This is a genomic window from Hymenobacter perfusus (assembly GCF_003944765.1).
GTDB classification, from domain to species: Bacteria; Bacteroidota; Bacteroidia; order Cytophagales; family Hymenobacteraceae; genus Hymenobacter; species Hymenobacter perfusus.
Genome location: NZ_RWIU01000015.1, coordinates 1 through 3,831, shown reverse-complemented (window position 1 = coordinate 3,831; position 3,831 = coordinate 1). Strand labels below are relative to the sequence as shown.

The 3,831-nt window shown below is 60.0% G+C and carries 3 protein-coding genes; 1 reads left to right on the top strand and 2 read right to left on the bottom strand.

Annotation, left to right across the window (positions count from 1 at the left end; translation table 11 throughout):
- Positions 1-273: 273 nt before the first annotated feature.
- Positions 274-2,127 (top strand): M2 family metallopeptidase, encoded by a 1,854-nt coding sequence (locus tag EI293_RS21965; protein WP_125440709.1) that lies wholly within the window; start codon positions 274-276, stop codon positions 2,125-2,127.
- Between the two features lie 72 nt (positions 2,128-2,199).
- Here the strand turns inward: EI293_RS21965 and EI293_RS21960 are convergent, their stop codons facing one another.
- Positions 2,200-2,919 carry a GAF domain-containing protein gene (locus EI293_RS21960; protein ID WP_125440708.1) on the bottom strand — a complete coding sequence of 240 codons (720 nt, stop codon included), beginning with the start codon at positions 2,917-2,919 and terminating at the stop codon, positions 2,200-2,202.
- A 9-nt stretch (positions 2,920-2,928) separates the two neighbouring features.
- A complete protein-coding gene (locus EI293_RS21955; RefSeq protein ID WP_125440707.1) occupies positions 2,929-3,648 on the bottom strand; it encodes a pirin family protein in 720 nt (239 codons plus the stop codon).
- Between the last annotated feature and the right edge of the window lie 183 nt (positions 3,649-3,831).

The following is a 3,831-nucleotide window of genomic DNA, read 5'->3' as shown; positions in this document are numbered from 1 at the left end:
GCTCGCACGCGAGAGGCGCTGGAAAGCGTCATCCAAACTGCCATCGACTGGATAACCGAACAGGACGCAAAAAACTGGTTTGACCATTGTGGCTACCATGTACACTAACCTGAAATCTGCTCTAGGTTGTCCGCCAGATGCTTTTCGCGGTTTAGAAGTCTGCAGCCGGCCTAGAAACCCCGTCTCAGCCGGATGACTGGCTGGTTTCTCTCGCCCTTCCGGTCAGCGCCGGGCGGTGTATCTTTGCGGCCGTTCCGCTTATTTCCCTGCTCTATGAAACGCTACCTCCTGCCTACGCTCACGGCCGCCGTGCTGGCCTCCTGTGCCCCCACAGCCAAAACACCCGTAGCCACTACCCCACCCGCCGCCACCCAGCCGCAACCGGCGGCCCCGGCCGCGCCCGCCTGGGCGGAGCAGGCGGAAACCTTCCTGAAAGAGTACTCGGCCGAGTACGTGCGGCTGTACACGCAGTCGGCGGAGGCCGAGTGGCGCTCCAACACGCGCATCGTGGCGGGCGACACGGCCAACTCGGGGGCTACGGCCCGGGCCAATGAGCGCATGGCGGCCTTCACGGGCAGCACCCGCAACATTGAACGCCTGCGCGAACTGCTGGGCCACAAGGCGGAGTTGTCCGAAATCCAGGTGAAGCAGCTGCAAACGGCCCTTTACAACGCCGCCAACTCGCCCCAGACCATTGCCGACGTGGTGAAGCAGCGCATTAAGGCCGAAACCCAGCAGACCGAGAAGCTCTACGGTTTCGACTATAAGTTCCAGGGTAAATCGGTCACCACCAACGACCTGGACGAGTTGCTGCGCAAGGAAAAGAACCCCTTGAAGCGCCAGCAAATCTGGGAAGCCAGCAAGGCCATCGGCCCCACCCTCAAGGACGGGCTGCTGAACCTGCGCGACCTGCGCAACCAGACGGTGCAGGCCCTGGGCTACCCCGACTACTTCAGCTACCAGGCCTCCGATTACGGCCTGAGCCGGGAGGAAATGCTCACGCTGGTGCGCAAAATCAACGAAGAGCTGCGCCCGCTATACCGCGAACTGCACACCTACGCCCGCTACGAGTTGGCCAAAAAGTACAACCAGAAACAAGTACCCGACTACCTGCCCGCCTCCTGGCTGCCCAACCGCTGGGGTCAGGACTGGAGCGCTATGGTGGACGTGAAGGGCCTGAACATTGACCCCGTACTGGCCAAAAAAGGCCCCGAGTGGCAGGTGCAGCAGGCCGAGCGGTTCTACCAGAGCCTGGGCTTCCCGGCTTTGCCCGGCTCGTTCTACGAGAAATCGAGCCTGTACCCGCTGCCCAAGGGCGCGACGTATAAAAAGAACAACCACGCCTCGGCCTGGCACCTCGATCTGAACCAGGACGTGCGTAGCCTGATGAGCGTGGAAGGCAACACCGAGTGGTACGAAACCACCCACCACGAGCTGGGCCACATTTACTACTACCTCACCTACACTAACCCCGAGGTGCCGCCCCTGCTGCGCGGTGGGGCCAACCGCGCCTACCATGAGGCCATGGGCTCCCTGATGGGTCTGGCCGCCACCCAGAAACCCTTCCTGGCGGGCCTGGGCCTGGTGGATGCCAAAGCCAAAACCGACCAGACCCAGACGCTGCTGAAGGAGGCCCTGAACTACGCCGTGTTCATCCCGTTTGCCTCGGGGGTGATGAGCGAGTGGGAAAGCAGTTTCTATGCCGATAAGCTGCCCGCCGACCAGCTCAACGCCAAGTGGTGGGCGCTAGCCAAGCAGTACCAGGGCATCGTGCCGCCCACCGTGCGCGGCGAGCAGTACCTCGACCCGGCCACCAAAACCCACATCAACGACGACCCCGCTCAGTACTACGACTACGCCTTGAGCTACGTCATCCTGTTCCAGCTCCACGACCACATCAGCAAGCAGATTCTCAAGCAGGACCCGCACGCCACCAACTACTACGGCAACAAGGAAGTCGGCTCTTTCCTGGCTGACATCATGCGGCCCGGGGCCAGCAAGGACTGGCGCACCGTGCTGAAGGAAAAAACCGGCGAAGACCTCTCGGCCCGCGCCATGGTGGAATACTTCCAACCTTTGATGGCCTACCTGAAAGAGCAGAACAAAGGCCGCAAATACACGATGTAGCCCCAATCAGGCAGCCGCACACGAAAACAGCCGACCCTTACGGGCCGGCTGTTTTTGCGTTATGAAAGCCTCTTAGGCAGCCTGCTGAATTTCGCGCATGCGGCGGTCCAGCACTTTGGTTACGCCGTTTAGGCGGCGCAACACTAAGTCCTGTACCTCGTCGTCGTCGAGATTGATGCCGTTGTTGCGGGTGGCGAGGTAGCGGGTCAGGGCCGCGTTATCGTCGAGAGTGGCGGAGAGTTCCTGCTGGGCCGCTTCCCAATGGTCGGCCAGGTCAGCATCGAGGTACTGGAAACGCAGCTCAATGGTACGACTCACCAGGTCGGCCAGGCGCGTGAGTACGTCCTCTTCGGCGGCCGAAAGCGTACGGTACTCCCGCCCGATGACGGCCATCATGCCGATACGGGCCCCGTCGGGCATACGCAAGGCCGAGCCAGCGTAGAAGTTCAGCCCCAGCGCCTGGGCCACATCTGGCTTGATGAGGCGGCAGCTTTCGGCCTTGTAATCGGAGGTGATGATGGGCGTATCCACCAGAATGGCGGCCGAGCACATGCTTTCCATGCGCGGCAGGCCGGGTACGTTATCGGCCCCGGTTACGGCCTTGAAGTGCACGTATTCCTCATCCACCAGCGAAATAAGGGAGATGGGCGTGCTGAACAGCTGGGCGGCCCAGGCCACGTACTCGTCAAATATTTTCTCGGGCTCGGTACCCGCAATCTGATACAAGTGCAGCGTCCGGAGCCGGTTGACTTCGTTGGTGGGCAGCAGCTGCTCAGGGTAGGAAATGCTCATGCAGAAGGGTTAGTAATTGGCCTCGCGGGCAGGCAAATCGATGAGGATGAACTGCGCATCGTGGGTAGCCTGAATTTCCAGTACGTGCTCATCGGTGGAGCGGATCTGGTCATTCGGCCCCAGGTCTACCCCGTTCACGAAAATCTTGCCCTCCTTCACGTACAGGAAAGTATTACGAATCGGGAAGGTTTTAAACATTACCGTTTTGCCTTCGCTCAGATTACACCAGTACACAGTGCTGTTAGAGTTCATGTACACCACATCCTCCAGCACCTTCTGGCCCGAAACCAGCGGCACCAACTCATTTTTGGTGTCGAGGAAATCAACGTCCTTCTGCTCGTAGCTGGGGGCCAGCCCTTTCTGGTTAGGCAGAAACCAGAGCTGGTAGATGTGGGCGGCCCCGTCGGTGGCGTTCTGCTCGGAGTGGGCCAGGCCGGTGCCGGCCGTCATGCGCTGCACTTCGCCTTTTTTGATGGTCGCCTTGTTGCCCATTGTGTCCTCGTGCTGTAGCTCGCCATCGAGCACCAGCGTCACAATCTCCATTTCGGAGTGCGGATGCTGCGGAAAGCCCGAGCTGGCCTGGATGGTATCGTCATTAAACACGCGCAACGGGCCGAAATGCACGTTTTCGGGGTCGTAATAGTCGGCGAAGCTGAACAGAAAGTAGCTGTTGAGCCAGGCTACGGGGGCGGCATGAAAACGGTCGGTAGCGGGAATGAGCTTAAGCATCAGGAAGGAGAGGTCAGAGTAGGTAGTGCCAAGGCTTACGCAGACGCGTTGCCATTAGTTAGAGCGAATTCCAGGTTTGTGTACAGGTTTTAGTGTAGATTCCGTTGATGAAAGCCTACTCCACCGACTTGCGTGAACGTGTGGTGGCCGCTTGTCAGCAAGGCGGCCGCACAATTGGCGAAG